At 70.5% G+C, this 23,832-nt stretch carries 23 protein-coding genes and 2 pseudogenes; 8 read left to right on the top strand and 17 right to left on the bottom strand.

What is annotated here, in order from left to right; genetic code table 11:
• Positions 1–26: 26 nt before the first annotated feature.
• The gene (locus tag ACFVHV_RS00800; protein WP_380347873.1) at positions 27–512 is read right to left on the bottom strand and encodes a hypothetical protein; all 486 of its coding nucleotides are present in this window, start codon (positions 510–512) and stop codon (positions 27–29) included.
• 156 nt (positions 513–668) lie between these two features.
• Between ACFVHV_RS00800 and ACFVHV_RS00795 the strand changes: the two are divergent.
• Positions 669–1,217, top strand: a pseudogene (locus tag ACFVHV_RS00795) (ATP-binding protein); the annotation flags it as partial.
• A 30-nt stretch (positions 1,218–1,247) separates the two neighbouring features.
• On the opposite strand, the gene ACFVHV_RS00790 reads toward ACFVHV_RS00795, so the two are convergent.
• Positions 1,248–1,511, bottom strand: coding sequence for a hypothetical protein (locus ACFVHV_RS00790; RefSeq protein WP_380347871.1), 264 nt, complete (start codon positions 1,509–1,511; stop codon positions 1,248–1,250).
• A 377-nt stretch (positions 1,512–1,888) separates the two neighbouring features.
• Between ACFVHV_RS00790 and ACFVHV_RS00785 the strand changes: the two genes are divergently transcribed.
• Entirely contained in the window at positions 1,889–2,260 is a 372-nt protein-coding gene (locus tag ACFVHV_RS00785; RefSeq protein WP_380347870.1) for a hypothetical protein, read from the top strand.
• 97 nt (positions 2,261–2,357) lie between these two features.
• Here ACFVHV_RS00785 and ACFVHV_RS00780 read toward each other — a convergent pair whose 3' ends face one another.
• From ACFVHV_RS00780 to ACFVHV_RS00750, 7 genes are all read right to left on the bottom strand, one after another.
• On the bottom strand, positions 2,358–2,807 hold the full coding sequence (locus ACFVHV_RS00780) for a hypothetical protein (protein WP_360211087.1): 450 nt from the start codon (positions 2,805–2,807) through the stop codon (positions 2,358–2,360).
• A 177-nt stretch (positions 2,808–2,984) separates the two neighbouring features.
• Positions 2,985–4,106 (bottom strand): IS630 family transposase, encoded by a 1,122-nt coding sequence (locus ACFVHV_RS00775; protein ID WP_360211085.1) that lies wholly within the window; start codon positions 4,104–4,106, stop codon positions 2,985–2,987.
• 95 nt (positions 4,107–4,201) lie between these two features.
• On the bottom strand, positions 4,202–5,146 hold the full coding sequence (locus ACFVHV_RS00770) for a hypothetical protein (RefSeq protein WP_380347868.1): 945 nt from the start codon (positions 5,144–5,146) through the stop codon (positions 4,202–4,204).
• Between the two features lie 709 nt (positions 5,147–5,855).
• Positions 5,856–6,968 (bottom strand): lipase, encoded by a 1,113-nt coding sequence (locus tag ACFVHV_RS00765; RefSeq protein WP_380347866.1) that lies wholly within the window; start codon positions 6,966–6,968, stop codon positions 5,856–5,858.
• Between the two features lie 456 nt (positions 6,969–7,424).
• Positions 7,425–7,868 carry a hypothetical protein gene (locus tag ACFVHV_RS00760; RefSeq protein ID WP_380347864.1) on the bottom strand — a complete coding sequence of 148 codons (444 nt, stop codon included), beginning with the start codon at positions 7,866–7,868 and terminating at the stop codon, positions 7,425–7,427.
• Complete coding sequence (locus ACFVHV_RS00755) at positions 7,865–8,266, bottom strand: hypothetical protein (protein WP_380347863.1); 402 nt, start codon at positions 8,264–8,266, stop codon at positions 7,865–7,867. The genes ACFVHV_RS00760 and ACFVHV_RS00755 overlap by 4 nt, the downstream gene beginning before the upstream one ends.
• A gap of 593 nt (positions 8,267–8,859) precedes the next feature.
• Positions 8,860–9,768 (bottom strand): SMI1/KNR4 family protein, encoded by a 909-nt coding sequence (locus ACFVHV_RS00750; protein ID WP_380347861.1) that lies wholly within the window; start codon positions 9,766–9,768, stop codon positions 8,860–8,862.
• 518 nt (positions 9,769–10,286) lie between these two features.
• On the opposite strand from ACFVHV_RS00750, the pseudogene ACFVHV_RS00745 reads away from it, so the two are divergent.
• Positions 10,287–10,533 (top strand): annotated as a pseudogene (locus ACFVHV_RS00745) (DUF1768 domain-containing protein); the annotation flags it as partial.
• A gap of 82 nt (positions 10,534–10,615) precedes the next feature.
• Here the strand turns inward: ACFVHV_RS00745 and ACFVHV_RS00740 are convergent.
• Complete coding sequence (locus tag ACFVHV_RS00740; RefSeq protein ID WP_380347859.1) at positions 10,616–11,338, bottom strand: hypothetical protein; 723 nt, start codon at positions 11,336–11,338, stop codon at positions 10,616–10,618.
• A 97-nt stretch (positions 11,339–11,435) separates the two neighbouring features.
• Positions 11,436–12,101, bottom strand: coding sequence for a hypothetical protein (locus ACFVHV_RS00735; RefSeq protein ID WP_380347857.1), 666 nt, complete (start codon positions 12,099–12,101; stop codon positions 11,436–11,438).
• Between the two features lie 650 nt (positions 12,102–12,751).
• Between ACFVHV_RS00735 and ACFVHV_RS00730 the strand changes: the two genes are divergently transcribed.
• Positions 12,752–13,105 (top strand): hypothetical protein, encoded by a 354-nt coding sequence (locus ACFVHV_RS00730; RefSeq protein ID WP_380347855.1) that lies wholly within the window; start codon positions 12,752–12,754, stop codon positions 13,103–13,105.
• A 234-nt stretch (positions 13,106–13,339) separates the two neighbouring features.
• Here ACFVHV_RS00730 and ACFVHV_RS00725 read toward each other — a convergent pair whose 3' ends face one another.
• Both ACFVHV_RS00725 and ACFVHV_RS00720 read right to left on the bottom strand, forming a co-directional pair.
• The gene (locus tag ACFVHV_RS00725) at positions 13,340–14,077 is read right to left on the bottom strand and encodes a hypothetical protein (protein WP_380347853.1); all 738 of its coding nucleotides are present in this window, start codon (positions 14,075–14,077) and stop codon (positions 13,340–13,342) included.
• 410 nt (positions 14,078–14,487) lie between these two features.
• The gene (locus ACFVHV_RS00720) at positions 14,488–15,081 is read right to left on the bottom strand and encodes a TetR/AcrR family transcriptional regulator (protein WP_380347851.1); all 594 of its coding nucleotides are present in this window, start codon (positions 15,079–15,081) and stop codon (positions 14,488–14,490) included.
• A 124-nt stretch (positions 15,082–15,205) separates the two neighbouring features.
• Here ACFVHV_RS00720 and ACFVHV_RS00715 point away from each other — a divergent pair, with 124 nt between their 5' ends.
• Positions 15,206–16,315: an FAD-dependent oxidoreductase gene (locus ACFVHV_RS00715; RefSeq protein WP_380347849.1), complete on the top strand. Its 1,110-nt coding sequence runs from the start codon at positions 15,206–15,208 to the stop codon at positions 16,313–16,315.
• Positions 16,316–16,405: 90 nt separating this feature from the next.
• On the opposite strand, the gene ACFVHV_RS00710 is transcribed toward ACFVHV_RS00715, so the two are convergent.
• Positions 16,406–17,665 (bottom strand): ISAs1 family transposase, encoded by a 1,260-nt coding sequence (locus ACFVHV_RS00710; RefSeq protein WP_380347848.1) that lies wholly within the window; start codon positions 17,663–17,665, stop codon positions 16,406–16,408.
• 389 nt (positions 17,666–18,054) lie between these two features.
• Here ACFVHV_RS00710 and ACFVHV_RS00705 point away from each other — a divergent pair, with 389 nt between their 5' ends.
• Positions 18,055–18,201, top strand: a complete 147-nt coding sequence (locus tag ACFVHV_RS00705; protein WP_380347846.1) for a hypothetical protein — start codon at positions 18,055–18,057, stop codon at positions 18,199–18,201.
• A 901-nt stretch (positions 18,202–19,102) separates the two neighbouring features.
• Positions 19,103–20,425 (top strand): hypothetical protein, encoded by a 1,323-nt coding sequence (locus tag ACFVHV_RS00700; protein WP_380347844.1) that lies wholly within the window; start codon positions 19,103–19,105, stop codon positions 20,423–20,425.
• A gap of 538 nt (positions 20,426–20,963) precedes the next feature.
• On the opposite strand, the gene ACFVHV_RS00695 is transcribed toward ACFVHV_RS00700, so the two are convergent.
• The 3 genes from ACFVHV_RS00695 to ACFVHV_RS00685 all read right to left on the bottom strand — a co-directional run bounded on the left by ACFVHV_RS00695 (position 20,964) and on the right by ACFVHV_RS00685 (position 22,654).
• Positions 20,964–21,563: a hypothetical protein gene (locus ACFVHV_RS00695; protein ID WP_359902361.1), complete on the bottom strand. Its 600-nt coding sequence runs from the start codon at positions 21,561–21,563 to the stop codon at positions 20,964–20,966.
• Positions 21,564–21,677: 114 nt separating this feature from the next.
• Positions 21,678–21,851 (bottom strand): hypothetical protein, encoded by a 174-nt coding sequence (locus ACFVHV_RS00690; protein WP_380347842.1) that lies wholly within the window; start codon positions 21,849–21,851, stop codon positions 21,678–21,680.
• Positions 21,852–21,952: 101 nt separating this feature from the next.
• Entirely contained in the window at positions 21,953–22,654 is a 702-nt protein-coding gene (locus tag ACFVHV_RS00685) for a CHAP domain-containing protein (protein ID WP_380347840.1), read from the bottom strand.
• Positions 22,655–22,891: 237 nt separating this feature from the next.
• Here ACFVHV_RS00685 and ACFVHV_RS00680 point away from each other — a divergent pair, with 237 nt between their 5' ends.
• Positions 22,892–23,806 carry a DUF2690 domain-containing protein gene (locus ACFVHV_RS00680; protein ID WP_380347839.1) on the top strand — a complete coding sequence of 305 codons (915 nt, stop codon included), beginning with the start codon at positions 22,892–22,894 and terminating at the stop codon, positions 23,804–23,806.
• Positions 23,807–23,832: the final 26 nt, after the last annotated feature.

Here is a 23,832-nt window from a genome sequence, read left to right as displayed (position 1 = left end):
TGCAGTCAGCCCGATCGAGACGCTGGCTACGAGTCCGAACGCAGCCCCAGCATGCTGTGCTGAACCACACCGGCGGAAGCGTCAGTGACTCCCGAGGCCTGACGCACCACCTCCACCAGCTGTTGACGAAGTTCCACTGCCGGCTCTCCGAGCACGACACCGCTGAGCACCAGCTCCAGCATCAGACAGTCATAGTCGGCCGAGTTCCCATGAAGGCCCCCGCGGCCCGCTTCCACGACGGCTGAGGCAATCCGCCAACCACCACCCTCGACAGGTGCGAACGTCGCTTCGAAGACGCCAAAGCCGGTCCAACTGCGGTGCAGATAAACGACCCTGTCCTCAGCGAAGACGTTCCACTTCTCATCCATGTCCCGGGCCCGATATCCCCTCCGGATCCGGTCCCAGTTGGCGTCCGTCCAGACACGACCAGGCAACTGCGACATCGGTCCGGGCGTGTTGATCGACAGAACGCGTCGGAACGACTCTCGGGTGAGTGGGGCATCGGAAGTCATGACGCGATCCTACGGATGGACCACCCCGCCAGGACAGCGACTTACCTCCAAGATCAGATCGCCCGGCAGGGCGAGCGAATCCAGCCACCTTCCAGACGCGTCATCAATGCTCTGATCAGCTACTCTGCAAGATCGAATTACTCTTACCCCAGATAACTCCAGAAGTTCGACTTCGACGCGAACCCGAACATCGACCCGGCGACGATCCACACCCTCGCGGCCTGCGAGTGGATCAAGAAGAGTCTGCCGCTCTGCCTGATCGGCGACTCCGGCACCGGCAAGTCCCACCTGCTGATCGCGCTCGGCACCGAGGCCGCGATGGCCGGCTTCCGCGTCAAGTACGTGCTCGCCACCAAGCTCGTCAACGAGCTCGTCGAGGCAGCCGACGAGAAGCAGCTCGCCAAGACCATCGCCCGCTACGGCCGCGTCGACCTGCTCTGCATCGACGAGCTGGGCTACATGGAACTCGACCGCAGAGGAGCCGAGTTGCTGTTCCAGGTTCTGACCGAGCGGGAGGAGAAGAACAGCGTCGCCATCGCCTCGAACGAGTCGTTCGCCGGCTGGACCAAGACCTTCACCGACCCCCGCCTCTGCGCGGCCATCGTCGACCGCCTCACCTTCAACGGCACCATCATCGAGACCGGCACCGACTCCTACCGCCTCGCAAGCACCCGCGCCCGCGCCGAACAGCAAGCCGTCGGCTGACATCGCACGCCACGGATTCGTGGAACGTCCTCAGCGCTCCCGGATTCTCGACCACCACCAGCCGCCCACCGTCCACGCATCGACGGGACCCGGGTTCGGCAGCGTGCGGCGCTCGAACTCGTCGTCGATGCGATCCACCAGCCGGCCCAGGTCCCGCCGGGCACCACAAGGGAGGTGGAGCATGACCTCTTCCAGGTCATCGCGGGCATACTCGACCTCCAAGCCAGGCTGCCAGACATGGGACGCACTGAGATAGCGGCCCGGCAGCTTGAACATCCACTCGAAGCGGTCCAAGGCGTCAGCGACAGCGTTGGGCCATAGCCGCTCGTCTTCGAGACGGCGGATCGCTGCACGGGTCCGCGCGGAGACCCCTCGGACCCGACGCACTGCAACATTCCTGCGCGGCCGCCACCGTTCAGCACGGACGGCCTTCGGACGCCTACGCGGCATCGACCTTTCGGATCAGCATGGCGTCATGCTGACACAGCCCAGCCTGCTTCCGCACGCGTGACCACCACGCACCCGCCACGCCAGTGTTCCTACTTCTCACCAACATTCGTCGGATCCGCAGCCAACGAGTGATGCCGGAACCCACCGACAAGTGCTCTCGCCTATGACCTACGCAGCCAGTCACCGGGATCCGTGAGCAGGCACTGAGTGCTGCGGCGGCTGTGGCTACCGTAGTGTTCGTCGGCGAGATGGTGCGCGCCGTGCGGCATCGTGACGAGCCGAGGATCCTGGCGCGTCTGGTCGGCTCGGTCGAGGGGTACGTGGCGGGCCTTCTGGTCAACGGCGCAGGCTTGGGCGTTTTGGGCACCATGGAGATCGAGAATGATCTGCCTGTGGTGCTGATGGTGCTGCTGACGGGGTGGTGTCTGTCCAACATCGGCGTCAGCGCCGTGATGTTCGTCGTGGTGGCCCAGTCGAGGATTCGGAGGCCAGAGGCGTGGGCCGAACTCGATTTCGTCGAGCGGCATGCCCCGAAATACGGCCAGCCGCCGGAGACGATCGAGGAATACCGGGCGCTGCAGCTTCAGGAGTAGACGTCAGAGGCTTGACCAGCCGAGGAAGGACAGAACCCCGTGGACGCGATGCCCACGGGGTTCTGCGCTGCTTGGCCGGCCGAGCGGGACGTCGACGCTACTTCCCGCACTTGGTCTTGAAGCCGTCCAACAGAGCCTTGCCCGCATCGGAGTTGTCCCGCACGTACGCGCTACCGCTGATGCTGATCGAGGTGGTGCTGGTTGAGATCGGCTCGCTGCCGGTCCGCTTGTTGCGGCTGTCGTCTCCGGCGACCGTCCAGATGATCTGGGACTGATCCTTGTTGAACTCGCCGGTGCTGGTCACGCCCGGCTTCTCGTAGACACCGTCGCAGCTGTACTCATGATGCGAGACACTGTTGCCCTTGACGACCAGCTGGCCGAGGTCGGACGTGCCGTTGACGTCCTTGACGTAGTAGGTACCGTCGAGCTTGCTGGCGCTGTCGCTGCTTCCGCTGCAGGCGGTGAGTATGAGTGAGCCCGCGGCCAGGGCCGCGATGGACACGGTCATCTTGGCCCGCGTCCTACGTGCGGTCCTGGTGATGCTCATGGTGCTCTCCTTTCATTCGTCCTGGATAGTCGGTTTGAGATAGAAGGCCAGTCAAAATACCCTATGGATAGGTCACTTTGGCTGACCGGGACCACCTATCAGGCGCCTTCTCGGAGGTTGCCGAGCCGATGCCCAGTCAGCGCTAGTTGTTCTGACCGCATAGGTTCACCGGTTCGCTCAGGCCGCAGTGGCGAGTGGGCGTCCGCCCCAGCGGATGCCTCTCTCGCTGCGGATGCGAGCGCGTTCCTTACGTTCGGCGGCCAGGACGTCGCGGTGGCGGGCGTTGGCGTTGCGCCAGCGGAGGTAGGCATGCAGGGCCCGGGTCTGGACCGTGTGGTTGGGGTGGTGGGAGTTGGCGATGGTGAACTGCCGCAGCGGTCCGAAGTGGGCCTCGATCGGGTTGGCCCAGGAGGCGTAGGTCGGGGTGAAGCACAGTTCGACCTTGTTCTTCTTCGCCCAGCGGCGGATGTCCGCGCCGGTGTGGGCGGAGAGGTTGTCCAGAATGATGTAGATCGGGGCGCCGTCGGGCCGGGCGGCGCGGATCGACTTCAGTGCGGCCAGGCTGTTGGCGGTGCCCTTGCGGCGGCGGTTGACGCCCCACAGTGTGTCGTCGCCCACGGAGTAGCAGCCGTGGAAGTAGGTGATGCCGTGGGTGCGGCGGAAGGTCGCCGGCAGCCGGTCGGGCCTGCCCTGCTTCGCCCAGCAGGAGCCCGCGGTGGGCCGGATCCCCAGGGGTCCGAACTCATCGAAGGCAAAGACCCGGTCCGGGAAGCGTTCCACAACATGCTCGATCCGGTCGAGCTTGGCGTTGCGGTCGGGGTCGGGGGACTCCTTCCAGGTCTTGGTGCGCTGGAAGGTGATGCCGCGGCGCCGGAGCAGGCAGCGTAAGGCCTCCCGGCCGATACGGATGATGCGTCCGTGTACTTTCCGCAGGTAGTCGGCGAGTTTGCGTACCGACCAGCGAGTGAAGGGCTGGCTGAGCTTGGCGGGGCGGGTGGTGGCCGTCTGGACGACGAAGTCCTCGTCGTCAGGGGTGAGCAGGCGGGGACGGCCTCCCGCCCATCGAGGGTCCAGGCAGGCCAGACCGATCTCGTTGAACCGGTGGATCACATCCCGCACAGTGTCCTCGTCGGCGTGGACCAACCGGGCGATAACCGGCACCCGGTTCCCGCCGGCGGACGCCAACAACATCATTGCCCGCCGGTAGCGCACCGAGCTGGTGCTGCCCCGGCGGACGATCTGCTGCAGCTTCTGTCCTTCCTGATCGGTCAGTCTGCGGACCCGCACAGGCTCGGCCACCCCACCTCCAGTAATCGGAATGGACGTCACCACCCATCCAACCGCGCCACCCGCCAATCCGGTGAACCTATGCGGTCACAGCACTAGGGACGGTGTCAGCGGGCGGGTGGCCGCTTGCCCGATGCTTCGGCGGCTCGGTGGCACAGCTCGACGAGGGAGCCGAGGAGTCGGCCGCCGTACGCGCGGGCGGCGGCGCAGGGGTCCGAGCCGGTTTCGGCGGCCTGGCCGCCGGACGGCCGCACGGCGTCGGGAGCGGGCCGCGGTCGGGCACCGCCGGCCGGGAGGCCCGGTCGCCGTCCGGGGCCCGGCAGTGGTGTGCGCCCCGCCCGGGGCCCGCCTCCGTCCGGGTCTGCGGCCGCGTCCTCCTGTTCGCCCGCGGGCCCGGCGTCCGGCGCGGGGACGGGCTCCGCGCCCGCGGGATCCGGCGGGGGCGGCACGGGGCCCGGCGCCAGGGAGGCCGACGGGGCGGAGCGCTCCAGGGCTCCCACGACGGCGGGGGCGACCGGCTGGTCGTCGGGTACCGGTCGCGGGCCCGTCCCGAGGTAGGCCCGCGGGCCGGCGTCCGCCGCCCCCGAGAGCAGTGCCGTCGCCAGGACGACCGCCACGACGGTGCCGCGTCCGAACGCCCGGGCCGGGGACGGGCAGCCGGGCGGGCGCCGGGCGACGGGGACCGCCGAGGGGGCGGACGCCGCCGACTCCGCACGACGCCGGCAGACCTCCGCGTTGCGCGACGCCGCCCACTGCTCCGACGCGCCCAGGCCGGCCCACGCGGTGGCGGCCACGCTGAACAGTTCGGCCGCCCGCCGGGGATCGCCGCCGACCGCCGCGACGTACGCGCGCACCTCCTGCGCGCGCAGCGCCTCGGGATGCAGGGCACCGCGCTCCAGGGCGACGTGCTGGTGGAGCTCCTCGGCCAGGCGGGCCGCGAGGACCGTGTCCCCGGCTTCCATGGCGCCCCGGATCAGGGCCACCCGGGGGGCGTAGGCGGTCGGCAGCATCTCGCCGGCCGTCCTCGGCGACGTGTCGGCCGTATCGGTCATGGGCCCCTCGCAGGTGGTCTCTCCGAACGGTGGATCACGTCACGTATACCGGTCGCAGCCGCCCGGGCCGGTCCGCGGTCATCCCATCGGGTGAACCGTCCCCGACCGGTCCGGGGAACTCCTCCGTCGTTCTGGCCGTGCCGGTCGGCCGCCCGTCGGCCCGGCCACCGGTCGGGCCATCGGTCGGGCACAGGCGTGGCGTCGCCGCGCGGAAATCGCCGCTTCGAGTGACAGGCCGTCAACGGAGCGGACGTCCGACGAGCGGTGCGCCCGGTGCTACGGCCCGGGACGCCTCCGTCGGAGGGCGGGCTTGGTGTCGGCGGCGCGTGAACCGTCTTCGGCCGTCGCCGAGACGTGGTTGCCTCCCCTGGAAGGGCAACGCGCCGAGAAGGCCTCCCACCACGGGGATCCCGCCCCCGCACCACGCTCCGTGGCGACGTGATGAGGAGTTCCTCGGCTGGTCGGGTGGCCACGACCGTCCGTCCTCGCAACTGGAGGCCTGCCCCCTGGCCTTGTTCACGAGTCGTGGCGTCGGCTGTTCACGAGTCCCGGAGGCGCCCCGAACCACGGTCGGGTGATGTTCACGAGTTCTTGCAGTCAGGCTGACCCGGGCTCCACGACGGGGTGCTCCCGGTGGGCGCGTCCCCGCACCGTGGCCGACCCGCCGGTCGCTGGCCCGTCCCGCGAGCGGGGACGGGCCAGCGGGTTCTCAGCGCAGCTGGCTGAACCAGCGCACGATGGCCGCCGTGCCGGCGACGTTGGAGCCGAGGTGCCTGGAGCCCGCGAAGTCCGGGGTAGCGAGGTCGACGACCGCCGCTTTCACGCCGTGCGATCGCAAGGTGGCCTCGCAGCGGTCGGTGTTGGCGTTGGCCGCCTGCTCGTCGGCGTCGGCCGCGTACAAGCGGACCGGGACGCGTGGTGCCCAGTCGCAGGTGCTGTCGGCCACCCGGAGTGCCTCGGCCAGGCGGCCGGTCGGGTGGCGCAGCATCTCGAAGCCGCGTGGGGTGAGCAGTGCGTCGATGGTGTCGGGCGTGCCGGCGAAGAGTTGCGGGCCGGTGTGCGAACCGTCGAACAGTGCCTCGACCGTGCTGCTGTACGGCTTCTGGAAGACCTCGTCCGGGGAGTCGTACAGATGGTGCAGCCGGTTCCAGGCGACGAAAAGGTACGCCGAGTACAGCACACTTGATTTCGGGTCGAGAGAGCCGTCGAGCAGTGCCGGCAGCTCGGAGTGCTGGAAGTCGTAGGCGCCGCTGACCGGCGCGACGGCTTCGAGCCGGAACCACCGGTCGTCGCCGGCCTGGAGCGCCCGTGCGAGTCCCATCGCCGCCGAGGCGCCCTGGGAGAACCCGGTGACCAGCACGTCGTGTCCCAGCGCCCGACCCGTACGCGGAACAAAGGCGCGGGCTGCCCGGAGCATGTCCAGGGAGGCGGTCGTCTCCGACGGCACATCCATCCAGGGATGGAGTCCCGGGCCGGTGCCCAGACCGATGTAGTCCGGGGCGGCGGCGGCGAACCCGGCGGACGCGTACGTGATGGCAGGCGAGGACACGAACCCGGCCTTGACCATGGAGGACGGGGCGTCGGAGCGGTAACTGGCCGTGCCGTGGGTGAATGACACCGTCCGCAACTCGTGTTCGCCGCCGCGGGGCAGCACCAGCAGTCCGCTGGCGGTGACCGGTCGGCCGCTGGGGTCCACGGTGCGGTACACCAGCCGGTAGGCGTCCACTCCGAACCGGACTGTACTCGCGTCGTACCTGGCGGCGGTCAGTGCCGCGGCGACATCCTCCTTCGCGGCCAGGGTGGTGATCTGCTGAAAGGACACCAACCGTCCGCGATCGCTTCGGTGCACCGTGTCCGCCGAGGCGGCTCCCGTCGTCACGGTCGCAGCGGCCAGGACGGCCAGGACTGTTCCGACGTTCAGCCGGCGAAGCACGGACCGTGGTTTGCCTGCTAAGTAGGTGGATTTCATGTCGCCGACGCTACGTACGGTCACCTCGTGCCACAGCCCAGCCAGCGGGCGTATCCGCCCTGTGGCTATCCCTACCGCGACACCAGGTGCAAGGCGGGGAACCGTCGAAGGCCGGCTGACCGCCGAAGGCTCCAACCCCACGGCCCTCTGCGCTCCGCCCTCCGGCCCTCCGGGTGGAGGGCCAGCGCCATCCAGCGACGTCGTTTCTCGTTTCTCGTGAACATCCGCAGCATTCAAGATCGCCAACTGTGGCCCAACCCGCTGTCCAATCGCTGCCGCCTCACGTGAACGAGGCCACCTGCCCCCCAATCAGGAGCACGGCCGGTGGCGAGCCGGTCGGTGGTCTCCGCGGTGCGGGGCGGGTCGGCGCGCACCGCGGTGCGGGGAGCGATCAGGTCGACGGCCCGGTCGTAGCCGTCGGAGCGGGCCCGGGCGGTGAGGATCCGCGTCTGCTCGCCGGCGACGCGGAGTTTGCGGCCGCTCTCGGCCAGCGCGGCGGAGGAAGGCGTAGGTGGACGTGGCGTCGGCGAGCCGGTCGGCGATGCCGGCGGCGGGCCCGGACCGGTGGGGCAGTGCCTCGACGGCCTCCCAGGCGAAGCGCCGCTCGATGCCGAGCACGATCTCGGTGAAGTCGGCGAGCTGCCCGATCAGCGCGGTGCGGGCGAGTGCCGAGGAGTCCTCGACGGGCAGCCGGTCGACGTCGGCGAGGTGCTCGGCGGCGAGGGCGACGAAGTCACCGAACCGCGCGGTCACCGGGGGCCGCCGGTGGCGTTGCGGACGGCCCGCGCGGCCCGGCCGGCGAGCAGGGAGGCCCGGGCCGGGGCGTGCGCGTCGGCGGGCGCGGTGGTGTCGGCGACGGCCGCGAGCTGTTGTTCCGCCTGGTCCAGGAGTTCGGCGAGCGCGGTCCCGTCCGCGAGGACGAGCGCTGTGGGTTCGTCGTCGTACCCGGGCTGGTCGAGCAGATCGCGGGCTTCGAGCACGAGGGTGTAGGCGCCGGTGGCGGCGAGGGCGTCGCCGTGGTCGGCGCCCGGCCCGATGGCCCAGGCCGCGGTCTGGTCGAACAGGTTCCATGCGCCGGCCAGCACGGTGGGGTGGTCGACGGCGGCGAGTCGGACGGTGGTGCGGGTGGTCCACCCGGTCATCTCGTTCATGGGGTGCGTCCTTCGTGCATCGGGTGTGCTCTTCGTGCAGGTGCGTGGAGGTCAGGCTGCCCGCAGAGCGGTCACTGTCCTGGCCTGCCGGGATTCCTGTGGAAAACCCGGTGTTCGCGGAGGATCCGGTCCAGTCGGGTGACGCGGCTGGAGACCTGGGACGGCGTACCGAACTTCCACCGGCGGTCATCCGCTGACCTGGCGTGTGGATTCCACCACTACCTGTCATTTCCGAACGAGCTCGACCTGGGGCTTCGGGTGGGTGTCCGGTCGGCGTCGTGTACCGGCCGTCTCGCGGCGGTGGCACTTGCCCGCGTGATGGGGCAGGATCCCCCTTCCGTGAGCTCTCAGGACAGCGAGCTGTCACCCGCGTGGGTTGCGCAGAAGCCCCGGGCCCTTGCGGACAAGTCCTCCGACATCGACCGGCCGGGTCGCCACGCTGCCGGCGCCCGCCTGCACCCGCACCACCAGGCCGAGCCCATTGACTCGGCCCTGCGCTCGCATAGCTACGGCGAAGTGACAAGTAGCTCTCTGTAACCGATGTGACGGTCTGCTGAGCAGTGGCTGAGGGTTTGAAGATCCTGTCCTCCGGGCTACTGCTGCGTGGCGTCGACGTCGTGGTCTGGAACCCATACCGGCGAGGTCGACGTCGCGAGCCCGAGATCGTCCAGGGTGGCGTCCTCACCTGAGAGCGCCAGCAGGAGGAACCGGGCCATGCCCATGTCGTAGTGGTGCCAGCCGTCGGGGAACTCGCCTCGCAGCCACACCATGACGGGCCAGCGGTCCGGGTTGTCTCCTTCGGTAAGCCAGAAGCAGTAATCTCCGTTGTAGTTGCTCGCCCAGTACAACAGCCCGCCGGGCTCGGGGTAGACGGGGTACGGGCAGAGATCGAACGAATCCTCCCGCATCTGCTTGAATGCGGCTCCGGTATCGCTGGTGAGCCAGTTGACCTTGCGGGAGAGAGCGTCGACGCTGATGGGTCCGCCGGGCAATGGCCGCGGAGTCACGATGCCGAGTTCTCCCCGTAGCTCGCCGGGGCCGAAGAGATCGACGAATGCTCGGTAATCGGCGGGGAGCTGGATTCCGGCGATGTCCTGGGCCAGGTCCCACGGAAGCAGCGGCTCAGCAGCCGCTGGGTCCAGACCGGCGAGTTGCGCGAGTCCGGCGACGTCAGGCCGCGGGGCAGTGTGGCGCCCTGTCCGTCCCCGGAAGTCACGTCGGGCGATCCACAGGACGAGGTCTCGCGCGATCTGCTCGGCGCTGGTCTCCGTGGTCACGACGTGTTCCCTGCAGGACGGATCACGCAGGACGATCTCGTAGCCGCCCTCGTCCTCCAGCGCGACCGAGGCGAACCAGGACGACTCGTCCTCGCTGTCCTGGAGGACAACGAATGTGTTCTCCGCGGTGTCGAGCCCGTTGAGTAGCGTGCGTATGGCAGCTTCGGACGGGTCGTCGACGCGTTCGCTGTTCTCGTTCTCGGCGTAGTAGAAGTCTGCGGCCATGCACCCCTCCCCGGGTGGTATTTCGGCAGGTAGGTCGGACGCAGCCTGGCATGTCCTGCCGACAGTGCCGCTACCGGGACCGGGCCAGACACGCGCCTCTGTGGCGCCGTCGGGGCGCCCCGGGTGTCGGCGGCCCCGGCCGGGGCTCTCGGCAGCACACGGTGCGGTCCTCGCCCCTGGGCCCGCCGGGCTCTTCCTGGTCGTCGTCCTCGGTCCAGGCGCCGAGGGGCCCGGTTCGCCGTGGACCTCGGCGCCGAGCAGCAGCGCGCCGCCCTTGCGGTGCCAGTTGAAGGGCCCCCGCCGGCACCGTGGATCCCGCGCCGACCGGGAGCCCGGCCGGTACCGGGCGTGCTGCTCGATCGTGGCCCGCAGGACGCGCTGGTGCTGCATCTCCCGAATCAGGCCCCGCCGCATGGAGTGCCTTGTGCAGCGGGGGCGGGTACGGCGAAGGGTCCGGTGCTCGACCCGCAGCCGGGCCCGCAGGAGGAGCGCGAACTGCGGCCTCTACGGTGGCGGGCATGTCAGGATCTCGACGCACTTTCAGGCACGCGGACGGCGAACGCATCCCTTGGTACGTGGCGGCACGTGTTCATCCGTAACGGCGGCAACTACTTCCTCACCGATCTGCTCATCTACGCCGACGGGCTCATCGACTGCTGGGGCCTGGTCACGGTCGAGGAGTTCGCCGAGAAACTGCGCAGCGGATGGGTCGCGACGACATTCGAGGACGGTGCACGGGCATCGGCCCACCATGTGGCCGCGTGGAACGCACGGCGCCGGCCCGAAGTGGCCCGCCGGCGCGCAGGCAAGCGGCAGCGGCCACCCGGGCGGCGGGTCCGGTTCCCGGTCAGCGGCAGTTGTGGGCCGGTGGGCTGCAGAGCCTGACATCGCTGACGCCCGGCAGGCCGGCGATCCTCTGCCGCAGGACGGCCAGATCGGCGGCGGGGGTGTGAGGGGCGAAGACGACGGTGAGCGTGCCGCCCGGTACTCCGCCGGTCTCCCCCACACTGACGCTTGTGGCACCGTGGCCGAGGCCTGAGCCGTCGACCAGGAGCTCCGCCGGAAGCGACGGGCCAAGGAGTGAACTGCCCTCGCCGACGGTGGCGAGGAAAGCGTCCGGCTCCCTGAAGTACGGGCCGATCAGCAACGGGCCGAACACCCAGCCGGCAAGGCCGAGGGTCACCACCGACACCAGGGTGCCGACCAGCAGCGGGACGCGGCGGGACCCAGGACGCGACCGGCTTGCCGCGGCGAGCAGAACGATGCCCACCGGCGCCAGCATGAAGAGGCCGAAGAGGAAGCCGACAGCCGAGAACGCGAGCACCCCCCAGCCGGTGATCCGGCAAGCTGCCCGAAAGTTGTCCGCGTCCCGCGCGAAAAGGGGTGCGGGTGTTACCAGTGAACCGAGCACCAGCGGACCGTTGATGAAGGTCCCGCCGCTGGCGGCCACCCAGACCAGTGCTGGTGCCGCGCACAGCATCGCCAGTACCACCAGAACCCGTGCCGCCCGCGGCACCGGCCGACACACGCCCGACGTATCCACTCGCCCCCCAATATTGAACACGTTCAAATTGCAGGGGCGTCACGATAGCAGGAACATCCCCGCGGTGGCCAAGTACGCAGGCCCGGGGCGTTCATTCCGGTCACTCCAGCCGGTCCGGGCCGGCCTACTCATCGAGTACCAGCGGCGAGCCCTCCGACCCGCCGACAAAGCCCCGGGACGGCCAGCACCGGCGCAACGCGGCGTTCGCCCCCCCCCGGGCCGCCTCCAGCTGTTCTTCGGCCTCCCGTTCCAGGCACTGCGTGTGTTCCTGGTGGCAGGTCCAGCAGCGGCCGCCGAGGCGGCGGGTCCACTGCTCGTTGCCGTCCGGGCCGTACTCCCAGGTGCTCTCCTCCTTCGGGACCTGGCCACGGTCGGCGCAGGCCAGGGTCCACATCAGGTCGCAGTGGTCCTGGCGGGCCTTCTTCTCCCTCTTCTGGCGCCGGTCGTAGGCGGCACGGTTGTCCGGGTTGTCGAGCGCATCGAGCAGGGAGTGCCGGCCGGGGCCGCCGTAGCGCCACCACACCGGCCCAAGCGGGCCGTACTCGGCCAGCAGCTCCAGAGTGGTGGCGATGACCGGCACCGCGTCGTCGTACTCGCGACAGCCGTCCCCGTCCGCGTCGTGGGTGGGGACGGTCCACCAGCCGCCGCCCCAGGCGTCGCGCGCCAGGTCCGCCACCGCCTGCTGACGGTTGGCCAGGTCCACCGGACCGGCGTCGGTGACGACCGGGGCGACCGGCGGGTACCCGACACGGGTGTGCCCGGGCCAGGTACGAAGCCACCAGTGCACCATCCGGTCGGCCGGCTCCCGGTCGGAGCGGGCCAGGTCGTTGTCGCGGACCTTGCCGCGGAACAGCTCGCGGTACCGGGGGACTTCGCGGCCATGTCGGCCGGAGCCATGGTGGAGCGGTCGACCTCGACCATCAGCACCGGAACCCCGATCTCCGCGGCCTGCCACACCCCGTCCGGGCGCACCTTGCGCTCGCCACCCGGCAGCAGGAACCCGGTCTCGGTCGACCAGGACCGCACCGTGCCCACCCCACCCGCGGCCCGGGCGCACTGCCACCCAGGACGAACGCGGCGATCGTCTCGTTGACCGCCATCGCGGGTTGCTCGGGGCGGTCTTGTAGTGCCGTGCGATGGCGACCGCTTCGGCTGGGTGGCGGGTGGGCTGTGGCCAGCGCGCGTGGGCGGCTCGTTTGACGCCGAAGTTCGACATCTTGCGTTTCACGACACGGGGGTTGGAGCGTCGGCGGCGAACAGGGGAACGCCGAGGCGGTGGGCGGCGGCCCGGCGGGAGGGTCAGCGTCCTACCCGCAGTCAGCACACCTTCGGGTGGTTACGAGCAGCGGTCCCCGAGGACGGTGAGGCGCGATGCGTACGGTTCCGACTGACGGGGCCGGCCGACCACCCGGCCCGTACTGCCGAGAAGGGATCCGTATCTTGCCGCGTTCACACCGCACCCTCGCCGCCGCAAGCTCTTTGTTCCTCGCCTCATCCGGTCTCGTCCTCGCCGGCGCGGCCGGTGCCGGCGCTGCGGCCTGCGGAGCCCACAAGGTCACCAGCATCCCTGGTGCCGAAGCCGAATACCGTCTGGCCTGCAGCAACGGGAACCTCCGCGTGTACGGCTGGGTCAAGGACACCCGCCCCGACGGCGACTTCGCCGCACTCCACATCCACAGTTCCAGCGGCGAGGTGCGCAGCGCGTTCGCCGACGGCATGGGCACGGTCGAGCACTTCGACTTCACGTTCGCTCGCGCCAGCTCGGCGGAAGTCCGGCTGAGCTTGGACAACTGACCGGCAACGGGCCGCTGTGGTGCGGCGTCCCGACGCGGCGACGGTTGCCGTTGTCCGTACTGACGGGCAGGGACGGCGGCTATCGGCCGGCCGGGCGTACCCGGGCGCCGGTCCGGGCTGGGACGGCGGCACGCTGGTAGGTGTGAGTGCCCGAGGGTCCGCGCGGGTGCGGCTGCCCCACATCGAGCCGACACCGGCGACGGCCGGGGGCTCGCCCGGCTTGCTGTCGGCGGGTCAGTGCCGGACTCCGGCCGCCGTCCACGCGGGGGCGGTGATCTCGCGGTAGGGGTCGACGACCGCCTCGCCCCGTTCCCCGTCCAGAACAACGGCGGTGGCCACCACTCTCACCGCCGGAAGGTCGAGCATCAGCGAGGATCCCCGGTTTCCCCGCCCATGCTCTCGTTTCCCCGGTTGGTTCTCGTCTGAGGCATGAAAGGAGCGAGCAAGCGGGGCTCCGGGGTCCGAGGCATGAGGGCGGGTCGAGTCCGGCTCCGGCGAGCAGAAATCCGGCCGCCAGAAGTCCTCGTCGAACATGTCCGGCAGGACGGACCCGAGCGGCGTCTCCCGGGAGAAGTACGTGACGCCGCCGATGCACACCGTGCGGTAGCCGTGCCGGCCGAGCCCGACGAGGAGGTTCGGCGCGTCGAAGACGAACGTGCGCGGGTCGACCGTCTTGAACGCCGGCGGCCGGCACTCCCACAGCCGCGGGGGCTGCTTCGGCTGCGGGAGCTTCGGCAGGAAGCCGGAGAAGAACGCCACGTGCGCGGGCAGGGTGAACGTACCGGGCGTCCGGCGCTCCTCCCACTGCCCTCCCGGCACGAGGCCGGCCACGCTGTCGACGAGAAGCGCGCCCGGCAGATCCTGCGCGACCTCGCATCGGACGGCATCCTTCAGCGCGTCGACACCGATCGAGCCGTCTACCGCAACGCTGCCGATCCGGAGAATTAGGCTGATAGGCGGGAGCCACGACACTCACATCCGCGCCCGGGCCGCTCCACCGGAACCGGGGCGTTGCGTCGCGAGCTGGATTCACCTGTGCGAGTGAACTGCGCCTGCCCACTGGAGGCCAGCACTGGACTGCCGCAGAGTGCAGCGGTTGCGGCACGAAGGCCCGCAGGTCAAGCCGTCTGCGGGCGGCCTCGGATGCGTGGCGTCGGCACCTCTAGACTCGCCCTCATGACGCAGAGACAGCGCTGATCGACTCGTCCGGCGCCTCCCTCCGGGCCCGATGGGGCTCAGGCGCAGACCCAGGGCGGTGTCGTTCAGAGGTTTTGTCCGGCTGGATGCCGGTTCAGGTGGCTTGCGTGGCAGCGTAGTTACTCAGGTTGAACCTGTGAGGCGCGCAACGCGTCCACGCACACCAGGGCTCCGCGCAGAGCGGGTCAGCTGCCCGGGTGGGAGGCCGCCCAGCCGTGTTCGAGCAATGCGAAGGCCTCGTCGGCGGCGCGGTTCGGCTCGGAGTGCCGCAGGATGAGGCCGCGGGCCTCAAGGGCGAAACGGGCCAGTGCGGCGCAGCTGATGTCGTCCTCGGGGGCACCGACAGCCTCGGTAATGGCTCGCGCCAGGGCCGCTTCGTGGCGCGTCCACATGCGGTGGGCGTAGTCGCGCAGCGCGGGGGTCTCCTGCACCATGCGCGTGAAGTCGGCGAACCGCGGGTCCGTGGTGTGGACGGCGAACTGGGTCTGTTTCAGCAGGATGTGCTCGCGCAGCGCCTGGGGGATCGACTGGCCTGGGGTGCGGTCGCGCACGGCGGCGACGAGCGCTGCTTCAAGGTCGTCGTCCTGGTCGAAGACCAGGGCTTCCTTGCTGGGGAAGTGCTTGAACAGGGTGGTTACCGAGACGTCCGCGGCGTCGGCGACGTCCTTGACGCCGACCTGGTCGTAGCCGCGGTCGAGGAAGAGTTCGAGTGCGGCGTCGGCCAGGGACTGGCGTGTCTGGGCCTTCTTGCGCTCGCGGCGCCCGGTCGGTTCGGTCACTCGCCCATGATAGCCCAAGATGCAGCGACTTCGAAAGTTTAGTCATTGCACTTATTTTGTGAGTGTGCTTTCTTGATGATGCCGGGCCTCCCGGCGGCTCACCCACCTCCCGAGGGACACTCCCATGAACTCTGCTCGTGATTCCCGCATCGCGATCGTCGGCGCCGGCCTGGGCGGCCTCGCCTGCGCCCGAGTCCTGCAGCAACACGGCCGCTCCGCCACCGTCTTCGAACGCGAGGCCTCCGCCGACGCCCGCCCGCAGGGCGGCACCCTCGACCTGCACGCCGACACCGGCCAGACCGCCCTGCGGGCGGCGGGGCTCCTCGACCCGTTCCACGCCCTTGCCCGCCCCGAAGGAGAGGAGTGGCGCGTGCTCGACTTCACCGACGCCGCCCTCCTGGCGCATCAGGGGCCTTCCGCCGCCGGCGGCCGGCCGGAGATCGACCGTGGCCAACTGCGCGAACTGCTCCTGGACTCACTCACCGAGGGCACGGTGCGGTGGGACCGCGCCGTCAGCAGGGTCACCCCGCTCGCGGACGGCACCTGCCGACTGCTCTTCGCTGACGGCGCCGCCGAGGACTTCGACCTGGTGGTCGGCGCCGACGGCGCCTGGTCGCGCGTCCGCCCGGCCCTGTCGCACGCCGCACCCCGCTACACCGGCGTCACCTTCGTCGAGACCGGATTCGACCACTGCGACACCCGCCATCCCGACCTCGCGCGGCTGGTCGGCAACGGATCGATGCTGGCGAAGGGCGCCGGCAGGTCCCTGGTCGCCCAGCGCAACAGCAATGGCCACATCCGCGCCTACATCGCGCTCCGCACGCCGCAGGACTGGCACATGGCCGCCGGTATCGACCTCGGCGACCAGCGGGCCGTACGCGCGCACCTGCTGAGGATGTTCGACGACTGGGACGAGAGCCTGCGCTACATCCTGCGCAACAGCGACAGCGGGTTCATCAACCGGCCCCTGTTTGTCCTGCCCGCCCCGCACACCTGGCAGCACGTTGCCGGCGTCACGCTGCTCGGCGATGCCGCGCACCTGATGCCCCCGGTCGGGCTGGGCGCCAATCTCGCGATGCTCGACGGCTCCGACCTCGCCCACGCCCTCGTCACCGAACCCAGTATCGACGACGCCGTCCGCGCCTACGAGAGCATCATGCTGCCGCGCTCGATCGAGGCCGCGACGAGCAGTGCGCAGGGACTCGACCACCTCGTTCCCGCAGTGACTTCCTGAGCAGACTCCACCGCCCCGGCCCCCCGCGGCCGTTCCCGCGTCGATCATGTGCACTCTCCCGGCGGTCGCGTCCGCCCCAGGGCGGCGTCGTCAGAGGGTCTGTCCGGTTTGATCACGTGATGCCGAGGGTGTCGAGTGGCCGGGTGGCGTCTCGGCCGTGTTAGCGCAGGCCGGCGGCGATGTTGTCGTAGCCGGTGAGGCGGAGGGCGCCGATGGCGAGGTTGCGCAGTGCGGCCATGGTCCGGGGTGCGGTTCCGGTGCGCACGCGCGTGGGGGCACCTCCCGGCCGAAGGCTGGGGGAGCGTCCTCGGCGAAGGTGGTGTCGCGGATGTGGTGGATCTTGTTCTCGATGCCCCGGTGTTCGCGGACGTGGTGCGCGATCTCGGGGGCGTCGGCCTGCTCCGCCGTCAGGTCGGTGACTGCGTGGACGCGTTCCAGGGTGACCTTGCCGGTGGTGACGATCCGGCGGCGGCGCACGATCTGCACGGCCTGGGCGGCGTGGGGGAAGTCGAGGCCACAGGTGACGGTGGCGGTCTTGACGCGGCGGATCCCGTCGCGGCCGTGTGCGATGGCGCGGGTCTTGTCCAGCAGCGGCACGTCCCGCCAGGGCAGCTGCTTCAGGTGCTGGTGCAGCAGCGGCTGATTCCCCTTGATCACGGCGATGCGGTGGGCCTTCTTGTCCTCCACCAGGAAGCGGGCGTGGGCGGTCTGCGAGTGCAGGGCGTCGAAGGTGACCACGGTGTCGGCCAGGTCGAGTGGGGCGAGCATCGGCCGGAAGACGGTGATCTCGTTGGTCTTGGAGTCGACCTCGCGCCGGGCGGTGACCAGGCCGGCTCCGGTCATCGCGGCGAGCAGGTGGACCTGGGTGCCGTCGGTGCGGCGGGCACCGCGCACGGTCTTGCCGTCCACGGCCAGTGAGCGGCGGCGCGGGGCTGCCCTGTCCTGGCCCGGTGGCGGGCGGCCAGGGTCGCGGGCGGCGAGCCAGGTGCCGATCGCCGCGTCGAGGGCGTCGCCGTCGACGCGCCGCAGGACCCGGCGCACGGTGGCCTCGGCCGGGGCGGTGGGACCGGATGGCTCCCGGCGGGCGGCGCCGAGAGCGACCAGCACGGCGGGCGGCGCGTCGGCGGCCCACTCCGCAATCGCGGCCAGGGACTTCGCGCCGGCCAGCACCGCGCACGCGGCGAGCGCGAGGACGAAGGCGAGGGGGTGGCGGCGGCCCTTGGCCCGGCGCGGATCGGGTACCGCCGCGAGGCGGCCCAGCAGCTGCGGGTGTTCCCCGGGCTCGGCAGGCCGGGTGGCGGCGAGCTGGTCCAGGCCGGCGGGGATGGGCGATGAGGAGCGGGCAGACACGGTCCTCCGTCGTGGTGATCAGGGCTTCGACACCTCATGATCACCTGGAGGCCATGCCTGCCTCCGCTCACGCCTCGTCCGCGAACGCCACAGTCACGTCCGCCACCTGAACCGGAATCAAGTCGGGCAGATCCCCTGAACGACGCCGCCCTGTGACGGATGCCATCTGGTGGCATTTCAGAGAACCGCAGGTCAGGCAATTGATAGTGCACGAATAAGCGCAACTAATACTCTCAAGTTTTGATGCCGCGTCAGTTGGCTATAGAATCGGCCGCACCACTGCCATTCCGAGGGATATTCCCTCGGCCCCTCCGCATGATCTTGGGTTCTCCCGAACCCGGGGGCCCGGGCGCAGCCCATGCACCCATCGTGGAGGGGAGCAGCGTTCCATGACTGGAGAGCCGAAGGACCCGAACGCCGGCGGCGAGTCGGAGCGGGAGAAGCCGGACGACCAGCGGGAACGCCGCGTGCAGATGATGGGCGCGATTGTCATCGAAGCGCTCAGGCTGGCGGCGGAGATCTTCCGCCGGCTCTGAGTGCGGCAGTGCGGCCCGGGGTGCCACCCGGGCCGCACATGTGGTGATGGTCCGCCGCGCGGTCCGCGGCCGCCCGGTTGCTTCCGTCGTGAGGAGAGCCGGGCGGCTTCACCATGCCCCCGAAGGAATCATCCTTCGGAAGTCAAAATCATCAGGCCTGAATCGGTAACAATCCCGAAGACCTGATGATGGAAATCCGATTCATTGACCAACACATTCGATCCCAATCCCTGACTTCAACTTTGAAGACACCTCATTGAAGTTCAGAATGCAATCGGATGCTTCAGATTCTTTCGATGGCCTAAGACTAAATCTACCACGACGCCGAAAAGGATCGAGGTCTTCAGCGGGCGGTTGCCCGACGACGAGAGAGCCCGGGAAGTGAGGTATCCCGTGCGGGACACCTCCTCCCTCGCGGCCCGACGTCTGGGCGTGGGACCAGTTGGTCCCGGGGCCGCTCCGCCCGGCCGGCGCCCCGGATCGGCCTCGGGTCCTACTCACGTGAGTACGTGGTCGCCGCATGCCTCACCCGCAGCGTTAGAAATCTAACGACCAGCCGCAGGGGCGGCGCATCACTGGTTCAGCGCCCCTGACGGCCTCTACACCCCCGCCTGGCTTCCCGTCCTGCGTTAACGGTCGTTAGCCTCGTATATCTGGCAATATACGAGGCAACTGCTGTGGGAGGCTTCCTCTCGTCAGCACCCCATGCGTGCAGGAGAGTCGAGTTGAGTACCGTACCCACGCCCGGCGGGCCCGCCGGCGTCTTCCGCACGTACCGGCACAGCGTCACCGAAGTGGCCCGGCTCGGCGACGCCCTGGCCGTGCCCCAGGGTCGCACGGCCGATTCCGCCGGGTCCGCGCAGCTCGTACGGCGGCGGCCCCGCCTCCACGGCGGTCAGCCATGAGTACCGAACTCGACATCGTGGAAGGCGAGTTCGTCGACGTCGATGGCCGGCCAGTGCCTGCTGCCCGCACCGGCAGGCACGGGATCGACGTCAGCGGATTCGACCGTGACACCGTGCTGGTGGCCGGTCGGCCGCTGCCGGCCGCGTTCGCGGCGCCGCAGTACGCGGCCGGGGACTTCGTCATCAGTGAGGAGATCGCGCGGCTCCTCAGCGAATCGAGGGTGCCCAACACCGAACGCAACCACCGGGCCCGGATTCGGGTCTTCGAACGCTGGTGTGCCGAGCGCGGCCGGGTCGCGCTGCCCTGCACCACGGCGACGCTGATCGAGTACGTCGGGTGGATGATCCTCAGCGACGTCTACGACCCCAACACGGTCTCCGACTACCACAGCACCGTGGTCACCTGGCAGGAGCGGGAGACTCCCGGGAACACCCGGCCCGGGACCATCCAGACCGGCAAGATGATCGCCGCCTTCCGCAGGAAGTGGTCGGCGACCAAGACCGAGAAGCAGTCACCCGCGATCCTCGAAGCCGACCTGGAGGAGATGGTCGCCGACTGCGACCGGGACCACCGCCAGGGCATCGGTCGACGCGACGCCGCCATGCTCACGATGGGCTGGCACCTGCTCAGTCGCCGGATCGAGCTGGCCCGCCTGGTGCCCGTCCACGCCGAACTGCACACCGACGGCATCGCCGTCCGGCTCGTCGCCCGCAAGACCCGCAAGGACGGTTCGGTCTTCGAGGCCTGGATCCCGGCCCGCGACGACGCCCCGCACCTGTGCCCGGCGCGCCGCCTGCGCGCCTGGCTGGAGTACGCCCGCACCGTCCGCATGCCGCTCGACCGGGCCCTGTTCCGCGCGCTCAACAAGGCCGGTCAGCTCCAGGTCCGGCTCACCCCGCAGACCCGGCCGAGGCACCCTGACGGGCAGCCGAAGGCCGACCACGAGATCGCCGTCGAGGAGTGGGTGGAGCTCTCATACCTGTCCGGCGACGCCGTCAACGCGGTCGTCAAGGCCCGTGCCCGGAACGCGTACCGGAGTGTGGCCGACCTCTCGGAACAGCAGCGCGTCGAGTCCGGCTACAACGCGCTGCTGCACGAGGACACCGTGAAGGCCGTCACCGCGCACGGCCTCCGGGCCGGCGGGGCCTCCGCACTGCGCGAGGCCGATGTCCCCGAGGACCAGATCGCCGAGATGGGCGACTGGCGCAAGGACTCCGCCGCGATGCGCCGCTACTTCCGCCGGATCCGGGTCCGGAAGCAGAACCCCTGGGCAGTTGCCCGCGCCGGCCGGATGCAGGAGCGGGCAGCGCCACTGTGACAGGCGGACACTGCCGCTCCGCGCCGCGGCGGATACCCCTGTGGGGAGGCGCAGGGGTACGGAGCAGCCTGCTCCCGCGGTGTCGGACATAGCCGGTGCGCCAATGGATCCAGTGCTCACGCCCAATCTGCCCGGTGGGCACGCCATCCCATCAGCAGTCAGGCCTCTCGGTCGACCAGCAGGGGCACGGTCCGGCACCAGAACTCGCAGTGGTTCCGGACAGCGGAGTACTCACCTGCGGGCGGCCAGGGGGCGCAGTTTCTCCTACGACCCGCTGAGTCCCATCAGGACGACTGCGGTCCCGTCGATGAGCCGACCGCACGGACGGACTCCGGTGAGTTCGGCGCTGCTCGACAGCGTGGCGAGGGAGCACGTGCCGGCGGCTCCGCTGCTGCCATCGTGCCGGATCGCTTCCGGTCCGGCCGATCGGCCCGCGGGAGCGCGCTCTTCCCACCCGGCTGGGCCTGTCCGGGCCCGGGCACGAGCGGCCTCCCGCCGTCCCGAAACCGATCACCGCCGGCCGGGACCGTCCGCCCCGCTACACCTGCTCCGGGCGCAGGAGACCGGCCTGGCGGGAGAAACGCAGGAGGCGGTTGTAACCCGAGGCGTCGCGGTACAGGGACTCCAGGTACAACACGCGCACGATCGCCGTCAGCTCGGTCTCGGTGGCGCGCACCGTGTGACGGCGGGAGCCCGGGACCGGCAGTGCCGTGGCGAGCACGGTGTCCAGCGCCGCCGAGTCCACGCCCGTGAGGACGCCGGCCTTGGCATCGGCGAGGGCCTGGCGCAGGAGCTCGATGTCGGCACCGCGCAGTTCGAGCGCGACACCCGGCACGGGGGCCCGCTCCGGGCCTGGCCGGGCCTCCACAGCCGGGTCCTCGTGGCGGGCCCGGTACCGCAGGGCATCGTGCCCGAGGGGGGTGAGCCGGGTCGCCCAGGCCGAACAGTCCTTGCCACTGGGCAGGGTTTCGGGCAGGTCGGCAGGTGTGAGCTCGAACAGCCCGGCACGCGCGAGCCTGCGGACCGTACCCGACCCGCCGGAGTGGGCCTCCAGGAGCCGGTCGCCTGCCATCCAGGTGCCCGACCCCAGGGCGGCAACCGTCTCCAGCATCATCCACTCGATCTGACTGAGCGTCATGAATCCTCTCTTGGTCCGTAGTTGCCGTCAGCCTTCCATGCCCGCTCGGCCCCGTGACCCCGGTTCCGGCGGACCGGGGACGTCGACATCCACTCCGTGGAATGCCTGCTCCATTCATGAACAGAAGTTCGCGGCCTGCGTCGAGACCCGCAGCATCAGCTGCGGCAGAGCCGGCCGGACGGGCGCGGACGTGACCGATCCGGAGAGGACGGGGGCCGGCACCGGGCGCAGCTCCTCGACCGCACTCCCGAGGCCGGGCACCCGCACCTCGACAGGTGTGCCGTGCACCGTCGCGGGCAGAGGGCAGAGGGCAGAGGGGAGAGGGCAGCGTGCGGCCGGGGCCCGGACGGTGATCCGCCCGGGCCCCGGCGCTCGTGGAGGCGGGACGGTCAGGCGCCGGGGACACTGACGTAGCCGGAGATCCCGTGCTTGCCGGCGCGGGCCTCGGCGGGCTTGAAGTGGCGGTGCGTCACCTTGTCCCCGAAGTTGCCCTCGACGGTGTCGATGGTTCCGTCGTGGTTGACGGCGACGACGACCCCGACGTGGCCACCGGTGGCGTAGGCGGGCGAACCGTAGACGACGAGGTCGCCGGGCGCGGGGGTGTAGGGGCGCTCGCCGCGTGCGGGCAGGCGGTTGTGGAACAGGTGGTGCTCCTGGCCCCACTTGCCGACACCGCGCCCGAGCAGGGTGGTCGGCGCGGGCCTCACACCGGCCCGGTGCCAGGTCCAGTCGACGAACGCGGCGCACCAGGAGGTCTTCGCGCACTTGCTCTTCTTGGCCTCCCCTTCGGCGTAGGCGAAGTACTTGTCGCACGCGCCGGTCTTCTCGGGCTTCTGGCCGGCCGGGGTGATCTGGTCGCGGGCGATGGAGACGATCCGCTCGCGCAGCGCGGAGCGGGCCGCGGTGGCGGGCTCGGCCGCGGTGGCGGACTCGGCGGCGGTCGCGTCCCGGACGGTGTGCACACCGTCCGGGAGGGCGGCGGCCGCGGTGGCGGTGCCGAGGCCGCCGAACGTCCCGGCGGCCAGCAGGGCGACGGCGGCGGTCCTTCCGGCGCGGCCCGCGAGGGCGGTGAGCAGGCGCGATTCTGCCATGTGCATGATCTCTCCTTGTATGCGCTCCCACCGACCCGGATGGACGTGCGACACGTCCGGGGTGCGGAAGGGGATGGGTTTCGCCGGGGTGCGTCCTCCGGCCGATCACCACCGTTGCACGCCCGACCGCCGAACTCCTACGCTGTGTGAACTCCTGGTTACCCATGCATATGCGCAGAGCCTCCGCACGGCGCTGAACTGGTCTTATGCGCAGCCGAAGGAAGAGGAAACGAGCCGATGACGCACAGCCGGCCGCCGCAGGAAGCAGAGGAACCGGACCGGCAGACGGCCGCCGCGGCCCGCGCCGAACTGGCCCGGACGCTGCGGAGGTGGCGTCAGGACGCCGGAAACCCCACCCAGGTGACCGTGTCCCGGCGCACCGCGATCGCCCAGACGACCCTCTCCCGCTACGAGAACCCCGACGGCAGGTACCCGGCACCGGAAGCGGCGCTCCGCTCCCTGGCCGCGTACTACGCGGTCGCCGACGGCGAACTCGTCCGCGCTCTCGAGCTCAGGGCGGCGATCGACGGCGGAGCGGACGACTCTCCGGTACCGGAGCCGGTACCCGAGCCTGCGGCGGCGACCGCACCGGGGGCTCCCCTGCCCGGCTCCGGGCCGACAGCCGGTCAGGAGCCCGGTGGCGAACGACGGCACCGGGCGCTGTGGGCCACCGGGGGCGCGGCCGTGGCGGCCGCCTGCGCGATCCTCTACTTCGCGGCGGGCCCGGGAATCGGCGCCGGCGACATCAGCGGTACGGACGCCGCGTCCACGCCCGCCCGGCAGGCGGTGCCCGCGCCCACGGCGGCCTTCTCCTGCGACGGGGCGTCCTGCCTGCACGTCGACCCGGTCGGCACCGTCTGCGACCGCGACGCCGCCACCGCCGCGGCCGACCGCGACTTCGGCGTCCTGATCGAACTGCGCTACAGCCCCTCCTGCCACGCCGCGTGGGCCAAGATGAGCGGAGGCTCTCCCGGCGACCGCGTCCAGGTCTTCGGCACCCCGCCCGAGCAGGAGGAGTACCGCCAGCAGTCCGGCCACGACGCCCACAGCAAGATGGTCCGCGCCGCCCGCCCCGCCGACGCCCGTGCGTGCGCCGTCGTCGACGACCGGGGCACCGTTTGCGCCGCACTCCCGGAGACCCCCGCGGGATGACGAGGGAGAACGAGGCGCGGACGGGC

Origin of the sequence: Kitasatospora sp. NPDC127116 (genome assembly GCF_042677365.1) — a bacterium.
Classification (GTDB): domain Bacteria; phylum Actinomycetota; class Actinomycetes; order Streptomycetales; family Streptomycetaceae; genus Kitasatospora; species Kitasatospora lactacystinica.
This window is presented reverse-complemented; position numbering and strand designations above follow the sequence as displayed.

Excerpts from the sequence above, each read along its gene's own strand:
- ACFVHV_RS00750 (WP_380347861.1), bottom strand. The coding sequence starts at position 9,768 with ATGGCCGCAGACTTCTACTACGCCGAGAACGAGAACAGCGAACGCGTC.
- ACFVHV_RS00755 (WP_380347863.1), bottom strand. The coding sequence starts at position 8,266 with ATGAACGAGATGACCGGGTGGACCACCCGCACCACCGTCCGACTCGCC.
- ACFVHV_RS00780 (WP_360211087.1), bottom strand. The coding sequence starts at position 2,807 with ATGAGCATCACCAGGACCGCACGTAGGACGCGGGCCAAGATGACCGTG.
- ACFVHV_RS00695 (WP_359902361.1), bottom strand. The coding sequence starts at position 21,563 with ATGACGCTCAGTCAGATCGAGTGGATGATGCTGGAGACGGTTGCCGCC.
- ACFVHV_RS00715 (WP_380347849.1), top strand. The coding sequence starts at position 15,206 with ATGAACTCTGCTCGTGATTCCCGCATCGCGATCGTCGGCGCCGGCCTG.
- ACFVHV_RS00735 (WP_380347857.1), bottom strand. The coding sequence starts at position 12,101 with ATGGTGCACTGGTGGCTTCGTACCTGGCCCGGGCACACCCGTGTCGGG.
- ACFVHV_RS00770 (WP_380347868.1), bottom strand. The coding sequence starts at position 5,146 with ATGACCGATACGGCCGACACGTCGCCGAGGACGGCCGGCGAGATGCTG.
- ACFVHV_RS00685 (WP_380347840.1), bottom strand. The coding sequence starts at position 22,654 with ATGGCAGAATCGCGCCTGCTCACCGCCCTCGCGGGCCGCGCCGGAAGG.
- ACFVHV_RS00680 (WP_380347839.1), top strand. The coding sequence starts at position 22,892 with ATGACGCACAGCCGGCCGCCGCAGGAAGCAGAGGAACCGGACCGGCAG.
- ACFVHV_RS00705 (WP_380347846.1), top strand. The coding sequence starts at position 18,055 with ATGACTGGAGAGCCGAAGGACCCGAACGCCGGCGGCGAGTCGGAGCGG.
- ACFVHV_RS00800 (WP_380347873.1), bottom strand. The coding sequence starts at position 512 with ATGACTTCCGATGCCCCACTCACCCGAGAGTCGTTCCGACGCGTTCTG.
- ACFVHV_RS00700 (WP_380347844.1), top strand. The coding sequence starts at position 19,103 with ATGAGTACCGAACTCGACATCGTGGAAGGCGAGTTCGTCGACGTCGAT.